This window comes from Novosphingobium sp. Fuku2-ISO-50 (assembly GCF_001519055.1).
Lineage (GTDB): Bacteria > Pseudomonadota > Alphaproteobacteria > Sphingomonadales > Sphingomonadaceae > Novosphingobium.
This window is the reverse complement of record NZ_KQ954285.1, coordinates 555504-578039: the sequence shown is the minus strand read 5'-3', so window position 1 is coordinate 578039 and position 22536 is coordinate 555504. Positions and strand designations below refer to the sequence as shown.

Genomic DNA, 22536 nt, shown 5'->3' with positions numbered 1-22536 from the left:
GCAGGCAAGCCGGATAATTTCACCCGATCGGCAATTCTGACACGCTCATTCCAAATCCGTTCAGCTTTCAAGGCTTAAACATGAACCATCGAACGACCCCAGGGTGGAGCCGCTCGAACGAAGCAGGATAACGTGTCATGATGACCAGGTCGAAATCGTTCGTTGCCAAATTGCTTCTTGGCGCGGTGGCGCTGGCCGGTGTGGCCGCTGCCGTTCCGGCCTCGGCGCATTCTTATGACGGTCGCGCCTACGAAGGGCGCTCCCATGAAGGGAGAGGCGATTGGGGCCGCGATCGCGGCTGGGCCTCGCGCGGCTATGGCCCGGCCTATTACGAAGGCTATCACCACGAATGGCGCCCGGCCCATGTCATGGTTCGCTACGATCACGAACGGCGCTGGTAACGGCAAACTTCGATGATCGTGCCGTCCTTGCTCACCGCGTGTTAACCGCGCAGGTGCGACAAGGGCGGCATGACCGCGCGTTGGATGCCTTTGGGGATAGTGCTGGCTTTGGCCGGATGCCACGCCGGCGATCCACCCGCTGCGCCCGCCGCGCACGATCCGGCGATGAGCGCCGCGTTGCAGGCGCCCTTGCTGGTCGATCCCGATCTGTCGCAGCAGAATGCGCGCAATCTGGCGATTGTGCCGCCCGGGCCGGTGACTGCGCCGCATCCGGTCGCCAGCGAGGCTTTCCCGTAAACCGCGCCGCTCAGGCGTCCTTCAGCCCCACGCCGATGCCGGCCCGCGGTTGATCGAGTTCGGCCGAGGCAACCGGATAGGCGCACGAATCCGCTGCGTAGAACGCCGCCGGGCGGTGATTGCCCGACAGCCCGACCCCGCCCAGCGGCGCACCGTTCGAATGCGCGTGAGTCGGTCGGTTCCAGTTGATCACTCCGGCGCGGACTTGCGCCCAGAACCGGTTGTATTCCTGCGGCCCGCCGCCGACCAGCGCGGCGCACAGGCCAAACCGCGTGGCATTGGCCTCGGCAATCGCCGCCTCGAAGTCATCGACCACCACGACTTGCAGCAGCGGGCCGAACAGTTCGACATCGGGCCGATCCTTCATCCGCGTCACATCGATGATGGCGGGGCTCAGGAACGGGTTCGCCTCGTCAAGCCGGACCAGATGCTTGATCGGTCGTCCGCCGTTGGACAGCAGATAGACAAAACTTTCGGTCAGGCCGTCGGCTGTGCGATTGTCGATCACCGGGCCCATGAACGGCGCGGGATCATCGAACGGCGCGCCGACGATCAGCCTGTCGGCCAACATGCGCACTTCATCGAGCAGCGCATCGGCCATCGAGGCCTTGACGATCAGCCGCCGCGCCGCCGTGCAGCGCTGCCCGGCACCGGCAAAGGCCGATTGCACCACCAGCACCGCCGCATCGGTGATCTTGGGCGTATCCCATACCACGATCGGATTGTTGCCGCCCATTTCCAGCGCGACCAGTTTGCCCGGATTGGCCGCCAGGCGGCGGTTGATGGCAATGCCGACATGGGCCGAACCGGTAAACAGCACGCCGTCGACGCCATCGCTGGTCACCAGTTCCTGGCCTTGTTCGGCGCCGCCGGTCAGCATTTGCAGGACCGTTGCCGAAACGCCGGCGCGATGAAAGCATTGGACCAGCAGCTCGCCACTGGCCGGGCAACGCTCCGACGGCTTGAATATCACGGTGTTGCCCGCGATCAGCGCCGGGACGATATGCCCCGCCGGGACCGAGGCCGGGCCGCTGGCCGGGGTGATCACCGCCATGACCCCGTGCGGCTTGTGACGCAGCGCCGCGCTTCCTTGCAGCGCGCTGTCGAGACGGCGTTGCGAGGTGCGTTCGGCATAGCCGCGCACCGCGATTTCGACCCGGTTGATCACGTCATCGACTTCGCTGCGCGTTTCCCACAGCGGCCTGCCGGTTTCGCGCGCGATAAGAGTCGCCAGACTTTCCTGCACGCGGCGCACTTCGTTGGCAAAACGGCGGACCAGCTCGATGCGGTTGGAATGGGGCTGCGCTGCCCAGGCCGGCCAGGCCCGCCGCGCGCGCGCGACCGCGTCTTCGACATCGCCGATGCGGCCTTGCCACACTTGCGCGCCGGTTGCCGGTTCGTGGGAAATGATTTCGCGGGTTGCCACGCTTGCCTGATCCGTCCTTGTCCTGTGTGCCTGCCATAACCCATAGGTAAAGGCTAGCCGGGCGAAACATGCCCGGCAGGAGGCAAAACGGGGCCAAGGGCTTCGCCCATGCGCCTTACCGCCGCAATCTTGGCATGAAACGCGCCCCAGTCGTCATCATCGGCGATCCGCGCCCAGATTGCCTCGACATCATCGATCGTCATGGTTTCGGGCGCGTTGTCGTCCCAATAAGGATGATTGTCCGATACGGGGCGATAAGGCGCCAGCGCCTCGGCCAGAGCGCCTGTCGCACCGCGCCCGCCGCGCCGCGCATGGAAAAAGGCATCGGGGCCCTGCCCGGTTTCGACCATGGCCTTTTCGCATTGCGCGATCAGCGCGCTGTCGGCGTCGACGCCGCGAGGCGCGATCCCCAGCCGCCAGCACCACCGCCGCGCCATCGCCGCGCGATAAAGCTCCGGAAACCGGGCAAGCGCGGCGATCAGCGGCGGCGCGTCTTCGACCAGGCGCAAGGCCACGGCCAATTGCCCGCAGTTCCAGTGCAGCGTTTGCGGCTGACGGCCAAAGGCATAGAGCCGCTGATGATCGAAATAGGCGGCGGTGAATTGCGGGTCCCAGCGCGGCAGCCAGCGCCACGGGCCATAATCGAAACTTTCGCCGGTCACGTTCATGTTGTCGGTATTGAGCACGCCATGGACGAACCCTGCGACCATCCATTGCGCGGCGAGGTCTGCCAGGCGTTCGACGACCTGGTTCAGCAACCGGGTGGCCGGGCTTGCATCGGCAGGCCCTTGCGAACCGGGAAAGGTTTCGAGGCAATAGGCGATCAGCGCGTGCATTTCGTCCGTCGCCTCAAGCGCGAGCAGGCGCTGGAACGTGCCGATGCGGATATGGCCGTGGCTCAGCCGGACGAGCACCGCCGAACGGGTCGGCGAAGGCTCGTCGCCGCGCCACAGCGCCTCGCCGGTTTCGATCACGCTGAACGTGCGGCTGGTGGCAACGCCCAGCGCTTCGAGCATTTCGGTCGCCAGCGCCTCGCGCACTGCGCCTTTGAGCGTCAATCGGCCATCGCCGCGTCGGCTCCACGGCGTCTGCCCCGATCCCTTGGTGCCCAGATCGAGCAGGCGCCCGGCCCGGTCGCGCATTTGCGCATGGAGAAACCCGCGCCCGTCGCCCAGTTCGGGATTGTAGACCTGAAACTGATGGCCGTGATAGCGCAGCGCGAGCGGTTGCGGCAGATTGCCGGGCAGCGGGGCAAAGCGGCCGAAATGCGCGACCCATTGCGCATCGCTCAGCCGGTCGAGGCCGACCTCGGCAGCGGCGCGATCGTTGCGCAGGCGCAGCCGCGTTTCGGGGAAATCCGCCGGGCGGACCGCATCGCCCAGCCAGTCCGCCAGCGTCGCGATACGCGGATCGGGATGATAGCTGTCCGGCATGTCCAGCGTCGGAGGGGGGGCGACGGGGTGATCCATGCGCGTCCTTGTGCGAGCTTGGCCCCCCATGCGCAAGCACTTCGCGACGCATGAAGCGACTTGCGAAGTCACTTGCGAAGTCACTTGCGAATCGGGCGCTTTGCCCGCAACCGATCAGGATCATGGCTCCATTCGACACGCACACCTGGCAAAGCGCCGACGGATTGACCCTGTCGGCGCGCATCTATCCCGGCGATCCGTCGCGCGCGCCCGTGCTGTGCCTGCCGGGCCTCACGCGCAACGCACGCGATTTCGAGGATCTGGCGGGGGCGATCGCGCCGGGGCGGCGGGTGATCTGCCCCGATCTGCGCGGGCGCGGGCAAAGCCAATATGCCGCCGATCCGACGACGTATGCCCCGGCGCACTATCTTGGCGACTGCCTTCTCCTGCTCGCAGACCTTGGCGTCGAGCGGTTTGTCGCGGTGGGCACCTCGCTTGGCGGGCTGTTGACGATGATGCTGGCAGGCGTCGATGCGACGCGGATCGTCGGCGCGGTGCTCAATGACATCGGGCCGGAAATCGATCCGGCAGGGCTCGAACGCATTCGCGGCTATGTCGGCGTACCGGCGCGCTTTGCCGATTGGGGCGCGGCTGCGGCGGCGCTCGCTGCGGCGCAAGGCGATACCTATCCCGGGCTTGGCGCTGCGGACTGGTTGCGTCTGGCGCGCCGGGTCATGCGCGAGCGCGACGGCGCGATTGTCTTTGACTATGACATGGCGATTGCCCGTCCTTTTGCCGACGACGAGGGCGCGAGCCCCGCGCCGGACTTGTGGCCCCTGTTCGAGGCGTTGGTGTCCGGCGCAGGGGTTGGGCGGCCGGTGCTGGTGGTGCGCGGGGGAGCTTCGGACATCCTGTCGGCGCAAACGGCGGCGGCGATGGCGGCGCGCGCCGGGGTGGAGCTGATCACGCTGCCGGGCATCGGCCATGCGCCGACGCTTGACGAGCCGCCGGTGCGCGCGGCTATTCAGCGGCTGCTCGGCGGGTTGGCATGAGCGCGCAAGCCCCGCGTCGGCGCCCGCATATCCTGCATCTTCATTCGACGTTCGCTGCCGGGGGCAAGGAGCGCCGCGCGGTCGCGCTGATCAACCGTTTCGGCCAAGGGGTCAGCCATTCGATCGTTTCGGCCCTGCCCGATGCCATGGGCGCGCGCGATCTGATCGAGCCGGGGCTTTCGGTGCATTTCCCGTTTGGCTTTCCGCCGCTCGCCGGGCGCTTTGGCGTGCGCCGGTTGCAGACGCTGGCGCGTGCGATGCGCGGGTTTGACCTGATCCTGACTTACAATTGGGGCGCGATGGATGCGGTCATGGCGCATGCGCTGTTTGGCCCGATGCAGGGGCTTGCCCCGTTGATCCATCACGAAGACGGCTTCAACGCCGACGAGGCCGACGGGCTGAAGTGGCAGCGCAACTGGTATCGGCGCATGGCGCTGGCGCGCGCGCGGGCGCTGGTGGTGCCCTCGCAGCGCTTGGAAACGATCGCGCTGGGCGCCTGGGCGCAACCGCCGGGGCGGGTACACCGCATCGCCAACGGTATCCCGACCGCGCATTATGCCGTCGATCCGGGCAAAGTGCGGCGCGATGCGCTGCCCCGGGTGATCAAGCGCCCCGGCGAAAAATGGCTCGGCACGCTCGCCGGGCTGCGCGCGGTCAAGAATCTGCCCCGCCTGGTGCGCGCCTTTGCCGCGATGGGGCCGGAATGGAATCTCGTCATTCTGGGCGAAGGTCCCGAGCGCGCGGCGATCGTCGATCAGGCGTTGCGGCTCGATTGTGCCGACCGGGTCCACTTGCCCGGCCATGTCGCCGATCCGGCAGCGGCGATCGGCCTGTTCGACCTGTTTGCGCTATCCTCGGACAGCGAACAGGCGCCCCTGTCGGTGATCGAGGCGATGGCCGCGGGGCTCGCGGTGGCAAGCCCCGCCGTGGGCGATGTCGCGCAGATGGTTGCCCCCGAAAACGCCGCGCTGATCACGCCGATCGGCGATGAAGCGGCGCTGGCCGCGACGCTGGTCCGGCTGGCGGGCGATCAGGCGCTGCGCGTGCGGATCGGCGCGGCCAATCGCGAACGCGCGCGTGCCGAATTTGACGAGGCGGTGATGGTGGAACGCTATGCGGCGCTTTATGGCGCGGCACTCGGACTTGATGAATTCCCCTGTCTTAATCTTCCCGATCATCCGGTTTGACCCGCGTCCGGCGTCATTCTGGTTGAATTGGCGCCGGGCTTCGCTAAACCGCGCGATCATTGCTTGTTTCCTGTCGAACAGACCCTGATCCGAAAGCGTCAGCCTTGGCCCTGATTCCGAAGAACCCGACGACCCTTGCCGAACGCAATGCCGAACGCCGCGCGGCGCAGGAAAATGTGTTTCTGCGCGAAGTCGACGATGCCCTGCGCGGCGATGACACGCTTCGCCTGTTCCGGCGCTATGGCATGCCGGTCGGCGCCGCGATCGTGCTGGCGCTCGCCGGGCTCGCCGGATGGATGGCCTGGACCAACCATGTCGCCGATGTCGCGGGCAAAAAGGGCGAGGCGTTTGCCATCGCGCTCGATCAGGTCGAAGCGGGCCGCTGGGATCCGGCCAAGTCCAGCCTCGATCAGATCGCCACGACCGGCGGGCCGGGCTATGCCGCTGCGGCCAGGCTGGTCGAAGGCGGCGTCGCGCTCGATCAGAAAAAGCCCGCGGATGCGTCAAGGATCTTTGCCGCCGTCGCCGCCGATCCCAAAGTGCCGCAGCCCTATCGCGATCTCGCCACCGTGCGCGACGTGGCGATCCGCTTTGACCAGATGCCGCCGCAGCAGGTGATCGACCGGCTGAAGCCGCTGGCCGTTCCGGGCAATGCCTGGTTTGGCAGCGCGGGCGAGCTTGTCGGGATTGCCGAGATGAAGGCGGGTCGCAAGGCCGAGGCCGGGGCGCTGTTTGCGCAGATGGCCAAGGATACCGGTGTGCCCGAAACGCTGCGCCGTCGGGCACGCCAGCTTGCCACCGAGCTCGGAGTCGATCCGGGCGAAGAACCGTCTGTCGCCGCCGCGCAAGCGCTTGCACAATAAGGGATCCGGACAATGATTCGGGAACCCGTGATTTCAGGAACGCGCATGCCGCATGATACGATGAACGCTACACCCATCCGGCATTCGGCGCCCCGCCGCGCTTTGGCGATCACCGCCATGGCTGCGCTGGCGCTGGCGCTCGGCGCATGCGGCGGACAAAAGCACAAGATCAAGACCACGCCGACAGTGGGCAATCGCGTGCCGATCCTGTCGCGGATCGAGACCGGGACCAAAGTCGATGACGCCTTGTCGAGCGTTGCGGTCGTGCTGCCCCCGCCCGAGGTCAATACCGAATGGGCCCAGGGCGGCGGTTCGGGCTCGAAATCCTATGGCCATCTTGCGCTGGGCGACCATCCGCGCAAGCTGTGGAGCGCGCAGATCTCCGGTTCGTCGGAGCTGCGCCGTCTGGCCGCAGCGCCGGTGGTCGGCGGCGGCAGGCTCTATGCGATGGACACGCTGGGCGTGCTGCGCGCTTTCAATGCGGATACCGGCAAGCCGGTGTGGACGCAGAGCTTCGACATTCCGGCCGATACGTCGGCGGTGTTTGGCGGCGGTGCGGCGTTTGACGACGGCATGGTCTATGTGACGACCGGGCTGGGCGAAGTCGCGGCGCTCGATGCCGAAAAGGGCACGATCAAATGGCGGGTCAAGCCGCTCGGGCCGCTGCGCGGATCGCCGACGGTCGGCTATGGCTCGGTCTTCATCATGACGCAGGACAACCAGATCGCGGCGCTCAATGCCGCCGACGGGGCCTTGCAGTGGAACGAATCCGGTTCGCTGGCGCAGACCGGCGTGTTTGGCGTGGCCGCCCCGGCGGTGGGCCAGGGGACGATCGTTGCGGGCTATTCCTCGGGCGAACTGATCGCCTATCGCTATGAAAACGGGCGCCAGTTGTGGACCGACGCGCTGGCGCGCACGTCGATCGCGACGTCCGTTTCGACGATCACCGACATCGACGCCGACCCGATCATCGACAATGGCCGGGTCTATGCGCTGGGTCAGGGCGGGCGCATGGCCGCTTATGAACTCGTCACCGGGCAGCGCATCTGGGAATTGAATCTTGCGGGGATTTCCACGCCGTCGGTCGCCGGCGAATGGATCTTTACGCTGACCGATGAAGACAAGCTGCTGTGCATCACCAAGAGCACCGGCAAAGTGCGCTGGCTGAGCCAATTGCCGCGCTATCATGTCGAAAAGAAGAAAAAGGGCCCGATCCTGTGGACCGGCCCGGTGCTCGCGGGCGGTCGCCTGTGGGTGGCGAGCTCTGAAGGCGACATCGCCACCGTTTCGGTCGACGACGGCAAGATGACCAAGGCGTTCCACCTCGACGCCGGGTTCACACTCGCGCCGGTGGTGGCCAACAACACGCTCTATGTGCTCGACAACAGCGGACGGATTACCGCCTATCGTTGAGCGGATGGCGGCTCCGGACGAAGTTTCACCATTTCTTCGGGGACGGCGGTTATGGGTGGTGCGTCATGACTCACCCTTCCTCTGCCGCCCCCGATCGTCCGCCGCGTCCCGATAGCGATGTTTCCGCAGGCGTCGGGCTGGCGGGGCTGGTCGGGCTGATCGGCTGGCTGCTGATCTGCCGCAATTGGGGCGCCATCGCCGATGCCATGGCTCTGCCGGGGCCGCATGCGCCGCTGGGCGGGCCTTATGCCGCGCTCGCCGCGTTGATTGCGTCGGGCGTGCCGATGGTCGGCTGGTCGCTTTTGGTCGACAAAGTCCATTTGCGGGCCTCGACCGGGATCGACTGGGCCAAGCCGCGTCGTTTGCGCGATTGTGTCGATATCTCGATCACCAAGATCGCCGGGCTGTGGGCGACGTGGGCGCTGATCGCCTTCGTCTATTGCCTGGGCCGCTGGTACTGGCGCGGCAATTATCTGTTTGCGATGGATCTGATGCGCGATGCGGCGCCGGTGCTGTTTCTCGGCGCGATCCCTTATGTGCTGTGGCTCGACCGTGTGCTGGTCAATCCGCGCGACGGGGCCTGGCATTTCGGCGCGATGCTGATCGGGCGCGAAGCCTATGATCCCGCCGAAGTGCGCCACCATTTGCGCGCCTGGGCGGTGAAAGGCTTTTTCATCGCTTTCATGCTGTCGATCGTTGCGCTTGGCTTCATGGAAGAGGTGAAGGCCGATTTCGTGCATGTCGCCAGTGACCCGGTCACGATCGGCAATGTCACGATCGCGTTCATGTTCATGGTCGACGTGCAGATCGCGATGGTCGGCTATCTGCTGACGATGAAGCCGCTCGATGCGCATATCCGCACGGCCAATCCCCTGCTTGGCGGGTGGGTCGCGGCGCTGATGTGCTATCCCCCGTTTATCCAGATGGGCAGCGGCGCGGTGCTCGATTATCATCAGAATACCGCCGAATGGTCATGGTGGCTCGCGGGGCATCCGGCGCTGTTGTGGCTATGGGCGGGGCTGCTGGTCGGGCTGACAGGGATCTATGCCTGGGCGACGGTGGCCTTTGGCATCAGGTTCTCGAATCTGACTTATCGCGGGGTGCTGACCAACGGGCCCTATGCCTGGACGCGCCATCCCGCCTATCTGGCCAAAAACAGCTATTGGTGGCTGCTGACCATGCCGTTTCTGGCGACGACGCATTCGCTGGCCGATATGGTGCGCAACACGGTCACGCTGGGGCTGGTCAGCGGGGTCTATTACTGGCGCGCGCGCACCGAAGAGGCGCACTTGCTTGCCGCCGATGCGAAATATCGCGCCTATCATGCCTGGATGGCCGACTATGGCCCGATCACGGCGCGGCTGAACCGCCTGGGTCGCCGGTTGGCGCGGCGGCGCGTCCGAGCGTAAACTCAGACCGCGACGCCCTCGTCGCTTTCAAACACGCGGATAGCCCGGTCGTGCAGAGCGAGGCTGGCGCGTTCCGTGATCCAGGCCTGCATGTGCGCGGTCTTGAAATGGGCGTCGAGCGCGGCGCGGTCGCGCCACTTTTCGCTGACATGGATCAGGCCGGGATCGAGCAGATCCTGCGCATAGCTGTAGGCGATGCAGCCGTCCTCGGCGCGGGTCGCATGGACCACCCGTTCGGCCAGGGGCAAGGCAAGCGCCAGGTTTTCGGGCGGGATGCGAAACGTGCCGATGACCAGAATCATGCGCAAGGTATCCTTCAGAAGCTCGATTCGTCGTAGATTCGACCAAGATCGCCGCCCCATGGGCCGTTGTAGAGGTCGAGCAGCCGCTCTGCCGACGTCTTGCCGCGCGCGACGACTTCGTCCAGCGTGCCAAGATAGCCGGTTTCGTTGTCGCCCGCCTCGTTGAGCCGGCCACGCGCGGCGAGGCCGGCCCGCGCGATGTCGAGCACGGTGCCGGCAATGTCGCGCAAGGTGCCGCCGCCGGGCAGCGGTGCATCGAGTCCCAGCCGGGGCACTTCGGCGCGCAGCCGTTCGCGCCCTTCCATGTCCCAATCCTTGACCAGATCCCACGCCGCATCGAGCGCTTGCCTGTCGTAGAGCAGCCCGACCCAGAACGCGGGCAGCGCGCAGATCCGGCTCCACGGGCCGCCATCGGCGCCGCGCATTTCGAGAAACGATTTCAGCCGGACTTCGGGAAAAGCGGTCGAAAGGTGATCGGTCCAATCGGACAGACGCGGCTTTTCACCAGGCAGCGCGGGCAGGCGCCCATCAAGGAAATCGCGGAACGACTGGCCCGCCGCATCGATATATTTGCCGTCGCGATAGACGAAATACATCGGCACATCGAGCATGTAGTCGACATAGCGTTCATAGCCGAAGCCATCTTCGAACACGAACGGCAACATGCCGGTGCGCGCCGGATCGGTGTCCGACCAGATATGGCTGCGATACGAAAGGAACCCGTTGGGCTTGCCTTCGAGGAACGGCGAATTGGCAAACAGCGCGGTCGCCAGCGGTTGCAGCGCAAGGCTGACGCGGAATTTCTGCACCATGTCGGCCTCGCTCGCATAGTCGAGATTGACCTGGATCGTGCATGTGCGCAGCATCATGTCGAGGCCCATAGTGCCGACGCGCGGCATGTGGCGCAGCATGATGCCATAGCGGCCCTTGGGCATGATCGGCAGCTCGGCGCGAGTCTTGTCGGGCCACAGGCCGAGCCCGAGATAGCCGAGCCCGAGCCGGTCGCCGATTGTCTTGACCTGGGCGAGGTGGCGGCCGGTTTCCGCGCATGTCTGGTGCAGGTTTTCGAGCGGCGCGCCCGACAATTCGAGCTGTCCCGCCGGTTCGAGGCTGACCGCGCCATCGACTCCGGTCAGGGCGATGACATGGCCGCCTTCGATCACCGGCTCCCAGCCGAATTCGGTCAGCCCCATCAGCAAGTCGCGGATGCCGCCGGGCTCGTCATAGGACGGGGCGCGGTGATCGGCCTTGCGATAGACGAATTTCTCGTGCTCGGTGCCGATCCGCCAGGATGCGGCGGGCTTTTCGCCCTTTTGCATCGGCGTGATGAGGGCCTCGCGGCTCTCGATCGGGGGCTCGTTGCTATCGGTTTCCTGCCGGGTGCTCATGCGCGCATCCGTTAAAGGGCGAAAGGGTTTCGCGCTACAACTTATTGATGATCGGGGTCTGCCAATCGCCGGCAAGCCCCATCCATAAAGCGCATGCGGCGATCGCGGCAGTCTCGCCACGCAGGATGCGCGGGCCGAGCGTGATGGCAAGGGCCGCCGGATGCGCGCGGATCGCGGCGCGTTCGGCCTCGTCGAAGCCGCCCTCGGGCCCGATCAACAGCGCGGCGGGCCCGGTGTGCGTGGCAAAGCTCGTCGCCGCCGGAGCGCCGCCGGTTTCGTCGGCAAAAAACAAGGTGCGCCCCTCGGGCCAGTCGGCCAGCAAGGATGCCAGCGGGACAGGCGCATCGCACGTCGGCAGCGCGGTGCGCGCGCATTGCTCGGCAGCTTCGACCAGAGTCGCGCGCACGCGGTCGGGATTGATCCGGTCGGCGACGCAGCGCCGGGTCAGCATCGGCCTGATCCGCGCAACGCCCAGTTCGCAGGCCTTTTCGAGCACGATGTCGAAACGGTCTTTCTTGAGCAAGGCCGGGCAGAGCCAGAAATCGGGCACCGCCTCGCGCTCGCGCAGCCGTGTGACACAGCGCAAGGTCAGATCGCGCTTGCCCACGCTGTCGGCTTGCGCGGCCCATTCGCCGGTTTCATCGTCGCACACGATGACGCAATCGCCCGGCGCCACGCGCATCACGCGCACCAGATAATGCGCCTGCGCCCCGTCGAGCGCGACGACGGCGCCTTCGCCCAGTGGGCCGGGCACAAACAGGCGCGGCGCCGATTTCGGCGGCCAGGCGGGGGTGGCGGGAAGCGGATCGATCATCGCGGGCCGTCCTAGAACGGTGTGGCCCGATCGGCAATCGGGCTTGCCCTTGCGCGATGGCGGGCGCAGGAGATGCGGCGATGACCGAGACATCCGCAATCGTTCCCGACAGCGAACACAAAGGCCTGATCGCCGCGCTGCCGCTGCCCTGGCGCCACTATGCCATGCTGGCCCGGTTTGACCGGCCGATCGGTTGGTGGCTGTTGTTCTGGCCCTGTGTGTGGGGGCTGTTTCTGGCGGGGGCAACGGCGCGCTGGAGCATGGTCGCATGGATGCTGCTCGGCTCTGTGGCGATGCGCGGCGCGGGCTGCGTCTATAACGACATCGTGGATGCCAGGATCGACGCGCGCGTGGCGCGTACCGCTTCGCGCCCGATCGCCAGCGGCGCGGTGTCGAAACGGGCGGCATGGCTGTGGATCATGCTGCTCATGGCGATGGGGCTCGTGGTCCTGCTGCAATTGCGGTGGGAGGCGCAAGTGGTCGCCTTGTTCAGCCTTCTGCTGGTGCTGGCCTATCCGTTCATGAAGCGGATCACCGGCTGGCCGCAGGCCTGGCTGGGGCTGGTGTTTACCTGGGGCGCGCCGACCGCCTGGGTCGAAGCGACCGGGTTTGATCGCCTTGCGCCGCTGGGGCCGCTCTATCTCGGCTGCTGGGCATGGTGCATGGGCTATGACACGATTTACGCCTGTCAGGATCGCGAAGACGATGCGCTGGTCGGGATCGGCTCGTCGGCGCTGTCGTTCGGTCGCCATGTCCGCGCCGGGGTCACGGCGCTTTATGCGCTGGCGCTGGCAAGCTGGGCGGGCGCGGTCTGGCTGGTGCGGCCCGATCCTTTGGCGCTGCTCGCGCTTGCGCCGGTGGCGGTCCATCTCGGCTGGCAGGCGCTGACGCTGCGGCCCGATGACGGCGACGGCGCCTTGGCGCGGTTTCGCGCCAACCGCTTTGCCGGGCTGCTGATGGCGGCGGCCTGTTATGTCATCGGCCTAGCCCGCTGAGGCGAGCAGTTCTTCGGCCCCGCCCAGATCGACGCTGACCAGCCGCGAGACGCCGCGTTCGACCATGGTGACGCCAAACAGGCGGTGCATCCGGCTCATCGTTACGGCATTGTGCGTGACGATCAGATAGCGCGTGCGCGTTTCGCCGACCATCGCGTCGAGCATGTCGCAGAACCGTTCGACATTGGCATCGTCGAGCGGGGCATCGACTTCGTCGAGCACGCAGATCGGCGCCGGGTTGGTCAAAAACAGCGCAAAGATCAGCGCGACCGCCGTCAAGGCCTGTTCCCCGCCCGACAGCAGCGTCAGCGATTGCAGCCGCTTGCCCGGCGGTTGGGCAAAGATTTCAAGCCCCGCTTCAAGCGGGTCGTCGCTGTCGATCAGCGCCAGATGCGCCTCGCCCCCGCCAAACAGCCGCGCAAACAGGCGGCGGAAATGCGCATCGACCGCTTCGAACGCGGCGCGCAGCCGTTCGCGCCCTTCGCGGTTGAGCGCGCCGATCGAGCCGCGCAGTCGGCCGACCGCCTCGATCAGCTCGGCGCGTTCGCGGATCGTCGTGCCATGTTCGGCTTCGGCGGCGGCGAGGTCATCGGCGGCGACCAGATTGACCGGCCCCAGCCGCTCGCGTTCAGCCACCAGCTTGTCATGATCGGCGCTGACCGCGCTTGCGGCTCCGACATCCTCGCCGACGAAGCCGAGCTTGCCCGGCAGCAACGGCGGCGGACACTGGAAACGTTCGCCCGAAATCGCCGCCATTTCCTGTCGGCGCTGCTCTTCGTTCTGCGCGCGCGCGGCGAGCCCGGCGCGGGCCTCGCGCGTGGCGGCGAGCGCTTCGGTCGCCGCCGAGAGCGCGCGGTCGGCGGCGGAACCGGCGCCTTCGGCTTGCGTCTGCGCGGCTTCGGCGGCGGCGAGGTCGGCGGCGAGCCGGTCGCGCAGCGCTTCCCCGGCATCGAGTTCGGCGGTCAGGGCCGGGGGTTTGGCGGCATGGACCGCGCGTTCGGCGGTCAATTCGTCGGCGCGCGTCGCCATGTCGGCCAGCCGTCGCGCGGCGTCGCCTGCGCGCGATTGCCAATTGCGGATGTCGTTCTTCATCGCCGTCAGCCGTTCGCGCCCGACGGCGATGGCCTGATCAGCGGCGGCCAGCGCGGCGCTGGCGCTTTGCAACATGGTGCGCGCGGTCTGGTTGCGTGTGCGCGCGGCTTCAAGCGCGGCGCGCCCGGCGGCGGGATTGGGCAGCGCGGCGCGGCGTTCTTCGGCACCGGCCAGTTCGGCCATGGCAAGGCTGCGTTGCTGTTCGCAATCGGCGTTGGCGCGGGCGAGTTCGTCGGTGCGCGTTCGTCGCAGCGTTTGCGCGCCTTGCGCCGCGTCGAGCATGCGCAGCGCGGCGCGTTCGGCATCGCCGGCACCGGCCAGCGCGCGCTCGGTCGCGGCCAGCTCGGATTGCACCACGGCCAGCCCGTTGCGCGCGGCGGCATCGGCTTCGACCGCTTGCGCCTGTGCGGCGCGGCGCGGGGGGAGCAGGGCCTGCAACGCGTCCAGACGGTTTTCGGCTTCGAGCAAGGCGGCTTCGGCGGCGCCTTCCCCGGCGGCGACAAAGCCGTCCCAGCGGCGCAGGCGTCCGTTGCGGGTCACCAGCCATTCGCCCGGCGCCAAGGCACGCCCGTCGTCGGCATCGGCCACGCGCACCAGCGCCAGCCGCGCGGCCAGTTCGTCGGGCGCGGCGGTGACATGGTGCGCCAACGAATCGGGCAGCGGCGCGGGCGGCGTGGCGCCTGTCCAGAACCGGCCCTCGCTGGTCGCAGGGGCCGGGCCGACCGGCGCCATGGCATCGCGGCCCAGTACGGCGGCCAGCGCGCGCTCATAGCCTTGGGCGACGCGCGTGGCCGACAGCGCGGTCGGGCCACGGCCTTTTTGCGCGGCGGCCTTGTCGCGCGCCGCCTTGTCACGCGCGAGCGCTTCGGCCTCGCGCTCGACGCCGATCAGCTCGGCGCGGGCGGCGGCGAGCGCCTGCGCTGCGGCGTCGCGCGTTTCGGTCAGCGCTTCGCGCCGTGCGGTCAGTGTGGCGCGGGCCTCGCGCGCGGCGGCAAGCGCAGTCGCGGCCTCGTCTCGCGCGGCTTCGGCTTCCGCGACGCGCAAGGCCGGGTCGGGTTCGCGTGCCAGCGCCTCGGCTTGCGCGGCGATCCGGGCGGCGTCGGCCTCGATTCGCGCGAGACGTTGGCGCGCGGCGGTTACGGCGGCCTCGGCGACGCGCCATTCGGCCTCGATCCCGGCTTGTTCGGCGGTGGCGGCGGCGAGCGCGAGTTCGGCGTTGCGGCTGTCCGCTTCGGCGCGGTCGCGGGCGGCGCGGGCGGCGGGGCGGGCTTCCTCTTCGTCTTTCAGCGCGGCTTCGGCGGCGGCGAGGTCGCGCGTCAGGCGCGCTTGCGCCTCGGCGGCGTCGCGCGACAGGCGGTCGGCCTGATCGCGGTCGGTCTCGATCCGCGCGATCTGGCGGTCGATGTCGTTCAGGCGATCTTCGGCGGCCTGCAATTGCGCCAACAGACCGGCCATGCGCTGGGCGTGGGCCTGGGCGTCCTGACGGCGGTCGAACAGGGTTTCGCGCGCTTGCGCCAGTGTGGCGGCGGCGCTGTGTTGCGTCGCTTGCGCGGTTTGCGCCTGTTCGCGGGCGGCGCTTTCGGCGGCTTCGGCTTGCGCCAGCGCGGCCTTTGCCGCCTCGGCTGCGGCGGCTGCGTCGCGCCAGCGGGCAAACACCAGCGAGGCTTCGGCGATGCGGATACGCTCGCTCAGGGTTTTGTAGCGCTCGGCGGCGCGGGCCTGGCGGCGCAGCGCGCCGATGCGCGCTTCGAGCCCGGTAACCAGATCTTCGAGGCGCCCGAGATTGGTTTCGGTCGCGCGCAGCCGCGTTTCGGCCTCGCGGCGGCGGACATGCAGCCCGGCGATCCCGGCGGCTTCTTCGAGCATCATGCGCCGCTCGGTAGGCTTGGCCGCGATCACGGCGGCGATGCGCCCCTGGCTGACCAGCGCGGGGCTGTGTGCGCCGGTCGCGGCATCGGCAAAGACCAGCGCGATGTCGCGCGCGCGCACGTCGCGCCCGTTGACGCGATAGATGCTGCCCGCGCCGCGCTCGATGCGGCGCACGACTTCGAGCTCGGTGCCATAGGTGCCGGGCTCGTCGACTTCGGCGCTGAGCGTCACTTCGGCAAAATCGCGCGCGGGGCGGCGCGCGGTTCCGGCAAAGATCACATCGTCCATGCCGCCGCCGCGCATCGCCTTGGCCGAGCTTTCGCCCATGACCCAGCGGATCGCTTCGAGCAGGTTGGACTTGCCGCAGCCGTTGGGCCCGACAACCCCGGTCAGGCCGGGTTCGATGCGCAGTTCAGCCGGCTCGACAAAGCTTTTGAAGCCCGAGAGTCGTAGCCGTTTGAACTGCATGGGCCCTCCTTGTTCGAAATTCGCGAAAGAGCGAATTTTGAGCGCCGCACCGGCCCGCTCCCCCACCCGGCCACCCGACGATAGTACCCTGTGGGTGGCCGGGTGGGGGAGCGGGCCGGTGCCGCACCTCGTTCAGATCAACGCGCGCCGGCTTTTTGCAGGATCGGTTCGAGCGCGCTCCATTCGGCGATGTCGAGATTGCGTCCGTTGAGAATGAACGCCGGGGTGCCGGTGACGTTGAATTCCTTGGTCGCCTTGTCGGTGCCGCTGGCAAGGGCCGTGGCTTTGGCGATGTCGCCCAGGCATTGCGCGCCCTGGCTGGTGGCAATGCCGCGCTGGGCAAAGAAATCGTTCATGCCGGTGATCCGCGCGATGACTGCCGGGCGCTGGTTGGCGGGCAGAGTCTGGACCTGCTGCATTGCGCCCTCGCCTGCTGCCTTCAGATTGGCGAACATCGTGGCCTGCCAGCCCCAGAACTGTTCGGCCATCGGGATCACCGTTTCGGGCGCGTTGCCGCATGTCGCAAGCAGCACCGACGGCACGTCGAGCGGGTTGAGCATGAAAAAGCGCAGTTCATAGCTGACCCGGCCTGAATTCACATAGTCATCGCGCAAATGCGGGAAACCCTCGGCGGCAAACGCGGCGCAGTGCGAACACGACAGCGCGCCATATTCGACCAGCTTGAGCGGGGCATCGGGGTTGCCCATCAGATAGCCGCCGTCGGGCGTCGCAGTGATCACGTCGGCCCATTGCTTGCCCGCCGGAGCGCCGACTTTGGGCAGCGGAGCTTCGGCCACGGCAGCGGCATCGTTTTTCTTGCCGCAAGCGGCAAGGCCGAATGCGAGCGGCATCGCGGCAAGGGCCAAAACGGCAAAACGGGCGGGGCGGGTCGGTTTCATGCGGCGGGTCCGGCTTTCGTCTGGAATTGGCGTCTGGAATTGGCGTCTGGAATTGGCGTCTGGAACGGGCGGCACCCTATCGCGGCGCGCGCAGATTGGAAACAGGAGGGGTCAGCGCAGCCGTGCGTCAAGCTGTGGCTTCAGCGAGTCCCAGGTATACGTCCCGGCCAGCGGCACGCCGTCGATCAGGAAGGCAGGCGTGCCCTGCACGAAATCTTTTTCGGAGGCTTCCTGCGTCTGCTTGGCAAGGCGGTCGGCGAGCGGCTTGTTGGCGAGGCAGCGGTCAAGCTCGACCCGGTCGTAGCCGCGGCGCTCCATGATCGCATAGAGCCCGAGATCGGAGGCGATGGCGCGCATCTTGGTAGCGAAATCGGGGCTTTCCCAACGGCCCTTCTGCGCTTCGGTCAAGGAACCGGCAGGCGCCATCCATTCGCGCTGGGTCGACAGGATAAGCCGGGTATTGGCAAAGAATTTCGACGGCGGGCCGCATTCGGCAAGCAGCGCGGCGACGACATCGAGCCCGTTGCGCAGGAATGGGCGGATTTCATAGCTGCCTTTGCCCGGGGCGATCATGCCGATGCGAACCGGGGCATCCGCCTCTGCCTCGAAGTCGGCGCAATGCGGGCACGTATAGCTGATATAGGCGACCAGGTGCAGCGGCGCCGCCGGATTGCCGAGCAGATACCCGCCGTTTGGCGTGCGGGTGATCGTGCCGTTCCAGTTCGCGGCGTGCGGGGCGGGCGGCGTGGCGGGTTTGGCCATGGCCGGCGTGGTGATCAGCCCGGGGATCAGTGTGGCCAGCAGCGCCGGAATCAGCAGTTTCAAAGTCTTCGTCATGCCCATAACCTTTGCTTACCCCTGACGTTCTGCTTTGCCGCTCATCCGTTCCAGGCTGCGCGCCAGCGATTCGAGCACCGTGCGCAGCTCGGGATCGCCGATGTCGCGCAAGCTGTCGCCCAGTTCGATCGGAACCGGTTTCAGCGAGGGCGGCGGCGCCTTGGGCTCTTTGGCTGCCGGCGGCTGAACCGCGCCTTGCCGCATGCGCACTTTCGCCACGGCGCGATAGCCGAAAAAGCGGTTCACCCGGTCGATGATCTCGGGGATGACATGCTGAATGATCGGCGCATGGCCGGGGCTGACCACGAGGTGCAGCGTCCCTTCGGCCTTTTCACCAACCGGAAAGCGGATCGATTCGGGCGCGCAATGGCGGGCATGGCCGGTGCCCACGATTTCGGGCCAGCGCGTGACGACGCTCGACTGGACAAAGCCGAAGCGGCGGAATGCCGTGCGGCCGATGGCGGGCATCAGATCGCCGATCATGCGCGCTTCGCCGCCCCGGGCGCGCTCAAAAGTGCGCGGGGCCTTTGGCTTTTCCGGTTTTGAACCCTTGCGGTCACGTTCCATCACGCCGCGTCCCATGCCATAGCCGCGTCATGCAGGCCAGCGTTCAGACCGATCGATCCCCATCCTTTGCGCTTCTGCGCTGGTATGACAGCCATGCGCGCAGCCTCCCCTGGCGCAGCCCGCCGGGCGCGGCCCCGCCCGATCCCTATCGCGTGTGGCTGTCCGAAGTGATGCTGCAACAGACCACGGTCGCGGCGGTGCAGCCCTATTTCGCGCGTTTTGTCGAACGCTGGCCCGATGTCGCCGCGCTGGCCGCCGCCGGCGAGGCCGATGTCATGGCCGCCTGGGCGGGGCTTGGCTATTACAGCCGCGCGCGCAATCTGATCGCCTGCGCCCGCGAAGTCGCGCGGATCGGCGCCTTTCCCGATGACGAGGCCGGGCTGCGCGCGCTGCCGGGGCTGGGCGCCTATACGGCGGCGGCGGTTGCGGCGATCGCGTACGACCGACGGGCGGTGGTGGTCGATGCCAATGTCGAACGCGTCGTCGCGCGGCTGTTTGCGATTGCCGAGCCTTTGCCCGGATCGCGCGGGGCCATCCGCGCCGCCGCCGCGACGATCACCCCCGACACGCGTGCGGGCGATTTCGCGCAAGCCATGATGGATCTGGGCGCAACGATCTGCACCACGCGCAACCCGCGCTGCCTGTTGTGCCCCTTGCGCGGGGATTGCCGGGCAGAGGCGCTGGGAGTGGCCGACACGCTGCCCGCCAAGGCGCCCAAAAAGGCCAAGCCGCAGCGCACCGGCCATGTCTGGTGGATCGAGCGCGACGGCGCGGTCTGGCTGGTGCGCCGACCGGGCAAGGGCATGCTCGGCGGGATGCGCGCGCTGCCCGATGACGGCTGGACCGCGCGCGCCGACGGGCATGGTCAGCCGCCGTTTGCCGGGCCCTGGCGCAAGGGCGGGGTGGTGCGCCACGGCTTCACTCATTTCGATCTCGATTTGCAATTGATGCTTTGCGAGGGGGATGACATGGTTCACTTGTCGAGCGAGCGTGGGCCCACTGAAATTTGGCCCACTGAAATTTGGTCCGGCGAATATTGGCCGCTTGAGGCGATTGAAGCGGCCGGTTTGCCCACGGTGTTTGCCAAGGCGGCGCGGATCGCCATCGCCACGCGCGAAGAACGGCGCGAGGGCTGAAGCGGGAGAGAATCATGGCGGATTTTGTGGATCGGACGGCCCTGTCACGGCGCGGTCTTTCAGGTGAATGGGGCGCTGCATGACCGATACGACGATCGCTTTTTCCGGCTCGGTGATCGATCGCGCCGATGCCGTGCGATCCGATCCGGACAAGCTGGCGGCGCTGACCAATTGGCGCGCGCGGCTCTTGCGGCTCGATGGGCTGGCGCCGCTGGTCGCGGCAGACGGCGGGCTTGAATGGGGGACGCTGGCCGATGCCGACGAAGCGGCGGAGCTGGTGTTTCTGGGCCTTGGTCCCGATGGGCGCGCGGCTTTTGCAGCGGTCGATCCCAAATTGGCCGGTGTCGGCAGCACGGCGCCGCCCGATCCGCGTCTGTGGCAGGTCATGGGCCTGCTCAGCCCGCCCGATCTTGCCGTTTACGGCGCGGCCAAGGCACTGGTCGACTGGCACGCGCGGCACCGTTTTTGCGCGCGCTGCGGCCATGCGACAAAGCTGACCAAGGGCGGCTGGCAGCGCAATTGCACCAACCAAGCGTGCCGCGCCGAACATTTTCCGCGTGTCGATCCGGTCACCATCATGACCGTCGAGTACGAGGGGCGGCTGTTGCTCGGGCGTCAGCCGCGTTTTCCGGCGCGCCGCTATTCGGCGCTCGCCGGGTTTGTCGAGCCGGGCGAAACGGTCGAGGAAGCGGTCGCGCGCGAAATTTCCGAAGAGGCCGGGCTGGTCGTGCGCGATGTGCGCTATGTCGCCAGCCAGCCCTGGCCGTTTCCTTCGTCGTTGATGATCGCGTGCCATGCTTTCGCCGACAGCGAGGCGCTGACCATCGATCGGACCGAGCTTGACGATGCGCGCTGGTTTACCCGCGATGACATCGTGGCGGCGATGCGTGGCGATGCCGATGCATCGTTCGTCGCGCCGCCGCCGTTTGCGATTGCCCATCACCTGATCCGTTGGTGGCTTAACGCATGAGCGCGCATCCCGTCACGATCGACATCTGGTCGGATGTCATGTGCCCATGGTGCGTGATCGGCACGCGCCAGCTCGAAACCGCGCTGGCCGGGCTTCATGACGAAGTGGCCGCGACGATCCGCTTTCACCCCTTCGAGCTCAATCCCGACATGCCGCCCGAAGGCGAGGACCAGCGCGCACACATCATGCGCAAATATGGCCGTAGCGCCGATGAGGCCGCGCAAGGCCGCGAACGCCTGCGCGAAATCGCCGCGCAGGCGGGCTATTCGTTCGATTACAGCGGCGCAGGCGATCCGCCCCCGGCGATGATGTGGAACACGCGGGCCGCGCACAAGCTGCTGGTCATGGCGCTGCGCGATCATGGGGCGCAAGTGCAGGGGCGGCTCAAACACGCGCTGTTCGACGCGCATTTTCAGGCCCGGTGCAATGTTTCGGACCCGGCGGCGCTGATCGACATTGCCGCTGCGGTGGGGATCGACCGCGCCGAGGCTGCGGCGGCGCTCGCCGATGACGAACTCGATGCGATCGTCACCGCCGGGGAGCAACAGGCGTGGGACTGGAACATCACCGGCGTTCCGGCGATGATCGTCAACGGCAAATACCTGATCCCCGGCGCGCAAGACCCGGCGACCTATACCGCTGCGCTGCGCCGCGTCGTCGCGCGCGAGACTGCCGCTTAAACGAGGCCCAGCTTCGCCAGTTCGCCGGCAAGATGCGCGGGCATGACATCGGCGCTGTCGCCCGAGGCGAGATCGGCGGGCACCTCGCTTTCGTCGAGATAGCGCCAGCCCTGATGCGCGCGGCGCGGGCGGGGGTGAACCTCGATCAGGCGGGTGGAGATGATGATCTCCGTCCGTCCGTCGGGCGCCTCGGCAAAGCCCAGGATTTCCGAGCGCGCGACGAGTTGGTGCTTGAGAATCCAATACAGCGACCCGCCGATCATTTCGGCATGGCGGCGCGGCAGATTGCGCGTGGTCAGCCGCGCCTCGGCGCCGCGATCGGCAAACCAGCCGTGAACTTCGTCAAGCGATTGTGCGCCATAGGCAACTTTGGTCATGTTGAGCGGCATGACGCCGATCTAGGGGGCCGGACGCCGAAAGGGAAGGTGGCCCAAGGCGCAAGCCAATGTCGATCCAATGTCGACCCAATGTCGACCCAATGTCGACAATGCCCGCAAACCTCCTATATCGGCGGCAATTGGCAAAAAAGGACGCAAGCAATGGCCGAAGAAAAACTGGTGTTCTCGCTCGACACGGGCGACGTCGTGATCCGACTGCGCCCCGACAAGGCGCCCGGTCATGTCGAACGGATCAAGGAGCTGGTGAACGAGGGATTCTACGACGGGGTGAAGTTTCACCGCGTGATCCCCGGCTTCATGGCGCAAGGCGGTTGCCCGCAGGGGACCGGCATGGGCGGTTCGAAGAAGCCCGATCTCAAGGCGGAATTCAACGATGTCCCGCATGTGCGCGGCGTCTGCTCGATGGCGCGGACGCAGAATCCGAATTCGGCCAACAGCCAGTTCTTCATCTGCTTTGACGATGCGCGCTTCCTCGATCGGCAATATACCGTGTGGGGCGAAGTCGAAAGCGGCATGGAACACGTCGACGCGCTGCCCAAGGGCGAACCGCCGGCAAAGCCCGGCGTGATCCGCAAGGCAACGATCGTCACCGCCGAGTAAGGCAAGACGGCCGCGCATCGGGGAGGCGGGCGTGATCATCACGGCCGCCTCTTCGGCGTGCAGG

General features: G+C 67.2%; 22 protein-coding genes. 12 read left to right on the top strand and 10 right to left on the bottom strand.

Features of this window, described 5'->3' with window-relative positions; all coding sequences use genetic code 11:
• Window positions 1-137: 137 nt before the first annotated feature.
• Both AQZ50_RS02620 and AQZ50_RS02615 read left to right on the top strand, forming a co-directional pair.
• Complete coding sequence (locus AQZ50_RS02620) at window positions 138-401, top strand: hypothetical protein (RefSeq protein WP_067742050.1); 264 nt, start codon at window positions 138-140, stop codon at window positions 399-401.
• Between the two features lie 69 nt (window positions 402-470).
• Window positions 471-698 carry a hypothetical protein gene (locus AQZ50_RS02615; RefSeq protein ID WP_231730071.1) on the top strand — a complete coding sequence of 76 codons (228 nt, stop codon included), beginning with the start codon at window positions 471-473 and terminating at the stop codon, window positions 696-698.
• A 10-nt stretch (window positions 699-708) separates the two neighbouring features.
• On the opposite strand, the gene AQZ50_RS02610 is transcribed toward AQZ50_RS02615, so the two are convergent.
• Window positions 709-2124: a succinylglutamate-semialdehyde dehydrogenase gene (locus AQZ50_RS02610; protein WP_067742047.1), complete on the bottom strand. Its 1416-nt coding sequence runs from the start codon at window positions 2122-2124 to the stop codon at window positions 709-711.
• Between the two features lie 53 nt (window positions 2125-2177).
• Entirely contained in the window at window positions 2178-3593 is a 1416-nt protein-coding gene (locus AQZ50_RS02605) for a protein adenylyltransferase SelO family protein (RefSeq protein ID WP_067742044.1), read from the bottom strand.
• Between the two features lie 122 nt (window positions 3594-3715).
• On the opposite strand from AQZ50_RS02605, the gene AQZ50_RS02600 reads away from it, so the two are divergent.
• The 5 genes from AQZ50_RS02600 to AQZ50_RS02580 all read left to right on the top strand — a co-directional run bounded on the left by AQZ50_RS02600 (window position 3716) and on the right by AQZ50_RS02580 (window position 9457).
• The gene (locus AQZ50_RS02600) at window positions 3716-4585 is read left to right on the top strand and encodes an alpha/beta fold hydrolase (protein ID WP_067742041.1); all 870 of its coding nucleotides are present in this window, start codon (window positions 3716-3718) and stop codon (window positions 4583-4585) included.
• Entirely contained in the window at window positions 4582-5772 is a 1191-nt protein-coding gene (locus tag AQZ50_RS02595; protein WP_067742038.1) for a glycosyltransferase family 4 protein, read from the top strand. The genes AQZ50_RS02600 and AQZ50_RS02595 overlap by 4 nt, the downstream gene beginning before the upstream one ends.
• Window positions 5773-5876: 104 nt before the next feature.
• Window positions 5877-6635: a tetratricopeptide repeat protein gene (locus tag AQZ50_RS02590; protein WP_067742037.1), complete on the top strand. Its 759-nt coding sequence runs from the start codon at window positions 5877-5879 to the stop codon at window positions 6633-6635.
• 12 nt (window positions 6636-6647) lie between these two features.
• Window positions 6648-8048: an outer membrane protein assembly factor BamB family protein gene (locus AQZ50_RS02585; protein WP_369801359.1), complete on the top strand. Its 1401-nt coding sequence runs from the start codon at window positions 6648-6650 to the stop codon at window positions 8046-8048.
• 65 nt (window positions 8049-8113) lie between these two features.
• Entirely contained in the window at window positions 8114-9457 is a 1344-nt protein-coding gene (locus AQZ50_RS02580) for a methyltransferase family protein (RefSeq protein ID WP_067742035.1), read from the top strand.
• Window positions 9458-9459: 2 nt separating this feature from the next.
• On the opposite strand, the gene AQZ50_RS02575 is transcribed toward AQZ50_RS02580, so the two are convergent.
• The 3 genes from AQZ50_RS02575 to AQZ50_RS02565 are packed head-to-tail and all read right to left on the bottom strand — an operon-like array spanning window position 9460 to window position 11961.
• Window positions 9460-9759, bottom strand: coding sequence for a putative quinol monooxygenase (locus AQZ50_RS02575; RefSeq protein ID WP_067742033.1), 300 nt, complete (start codon window positions 9757-9759; stop codon window positions 9460-9462).
• Between the two features lie 14 nt (window positions 9760-9773).
• Entirely contained in the window at window positions 9774-11147 is a 1374-nt protein-coding gene (locus AQZ50_RS02570; protein ID WP_067742031.1) for a glutamate--cysteine ligase, read from the bottom strand.
• 34 nt (window positions 11148-11181) lie between these two features.
• The gene (locus tag AQZ50_RS02565; protein ID WP_067742029.1) at window positions 11182-11961 is read right to left on the bottom strand and encodes a 16S rRNA (uracil(1498)-N(3))-methyltransferase; all 780 of its coding nucleotides are present in this window, start codon (window positions 11959-11961) and stop codon (window positions 11182-11184) included.
• Between the two features lie 80 nt (window positions 11962-12041).
• Between AQZ50_RS02565 and ubiA the strand changes: the two genes are divergently transcribed.
• Window positions 12042-12956, top strand: a complete 915-nt coding sequence (ubiA, locus tag AQZ50_RS02560; protein WP_082703376.1) for a 4-hydroxybenzoate octaprenyltransferase — start codon at window positions 12042-12044, stop codon at window positions 12954-12956.
• Here the strand turns inward: ubiA and AQZ50_RS02555 are convergent.
• The 4 genes from AQZ50_RS02555 to AQZ50_RS02540 form a co-directional block, all read right to left on the bottom strand.
• On the bottom strand, window positions 12945-16385 hold the full coding sequence (locus tag AQZ50_RS02555; RefSeq protein WP_067742023.1) for a chromosome segregation SMC family protein: 3441 nt from the start codon (window positions 16383-16385) through the stop codon (window positions 12945-12947). The genes ubiA and AQZ50_RS02555 overlap by 12 nt on opposite strands.
• Window positions 16386-16522: 137 nt before the next feature.
• Window positions 16523-17284, bottom strand: coding sequence for a thioredoxin domain-containing protein (locus AQZ50_RS02550; RefSeq protein ID WP_067742020.1), 762 nt, complete (start codon window positions 17282-17284; stop codon window positions 16523-16525).
• 111 nt (window positions 17285-17395) lie between these two features.
• Window positions 17396-18121 (bottom strand): thioredoxin domain-containing protein, encoded by a 726-nt coding sequence (locus AQZ50_RS02545; RefSeq protein WP_067742458.1) that lies wholly within the window; start codon window positions 18119-18121, stop codon window positions 17396-17398.
• Window positions 18122-18136: 15 nt separating this feature from the next.
• Entirely contained in the window at window positions 18137-18688 is a 552-nt protein-coding gene (locus AQZ50_RS02540) for a DUF721 domain-containing protein (RefSeq protein WP_067742455.1), read from the bottom strand.
• Window positions 18689-18717: 29 nt separating this feature from the next.
• Between AQZ50_RS02540 and AQZ50_RS02535 the strand changes: the two genes are divergently transcribed.
• The 3 genes from AQZ50_RS02535 to AQZ50_RS02525 all read left to right on the top strand — a co-directional run bounded on the left by AQZ50_RS02535 (window position 18718) and on the right by AQZ50_RS02525 (window position 21474).
• The gene (locus AQZ50_RS02535; RefSeq protein WP_067742017.1) at window positions 18718-19824 is read left to right on the top strand and encodes an A/G-specific adenine glycosylase; all 1107 of its coding nucleotides are present in this window, start codon (window positions 18718-18720) and stop codon (window positions 19822-19824) included.
• Between the two features lie 79 nt (window positions 19825-19903).
• Complete coding sequence (nudC, locus tag AQZ50_RS02530; protein ID WP_067742014.1) at window positions 19904-20794, top strand: NAD(+) diphosphatase; 891 nt, start codon at window positions 19904-19906, stop codon at window positions 20792-20794.
• Complete coding sequence (locus AQZ50_RS02525) at window positions 20791-21474, top strand: DsbA family oxidoreductase (protein WP_067742011.1); 684 nt, start codon at window positions 20791-20793, stop codon at window positions 21472-21474. The genes nudC and AQZ50_RS02525 overlap by 4 nt, the downstream gene beginning before the upstream one ends.
• On the opposite strand, the gene AQZ50_RS02520 is transcribed toward AQZ50_RS02525, so the two are convergent.
• Window positions 21471-21863: a DUF1489 family protein gene (locus AQZ50_RS02520; protein WP_067742008.1), complete on the bottom strand. Its 393-nt coding sequence runs from the start codon at window positions 21861-21863 to the stop codon at window positions 21471-21473. The two genes, AQZ50_RS02525 and AQZ50_RS02520, sit on opposite strands and share 4 nt — an antisense overlap.
• 150 nt (window positions 21864-22013) lie before the next feature.
• Here AQZ50_RS02520 and AQZ50_RS02515 point away from each other — a divergent pair, with 150 nt between their 5' ends.
• Entirely contained in the window at window positions 22014-22472 is a 459-nt protein-coding gene (locus tag AQZ50_RS02515) for a peptidylprolyl isomerase (protein ID WP_067742005.1), read from the top strand.
• Window positions 22473-22536: the final 64 nt, after the last annotated feature.